Source organism: Psychroserpens mesophilus, from assembly GCF_050617655.1.
In the GTDB taxonomy this organism is placed as follows: Bacteria; Bacteroidota; Bacteroidia; order Flavobacteriales; family Flavobacteriaceae; genus Psychroserpens; species Psychroserpens mesophilus_A.
In genome coordinates, this window is record NZ_JBODQC010000450.1 from 1 (window position 1) to 240 (window position 240).

General features: G+C 28.3%; 1 protein-coding gene. It reads left to right on the plus strand.

The annotated features are described in order from the left end of the window. A partial coding sequence (locus tag ACRHNM_RS17955; RefSeq protein ID WP_431137995.1) for a DUF5686 family protein occupies positions 1–240 on the plus strand: 240 nt, incomplete at both ends.

A 240-nucleotide genomic window follows, 5' to 3' on the forward strand; every position in this document is an offset into this window, starting at 1 on the left:
AGGTTATTATAGATTTTATAGATGACTTATATTCAGACTATAATATTTACGATAACTATCTAAAATTCTTTGATAAGAGTTTTGTAAGTCCGTTGAGTCGTACAGGTATTCAAACCTATAACTATGTACTTTCAGACAGTGCATACATAGATAATAAATGGTGTTATAATATCATTTACTACCCAAGACGAAAAAATGAATTGACCTTTAAAGGAGACTTTTGGGTTAATGATTCAACTT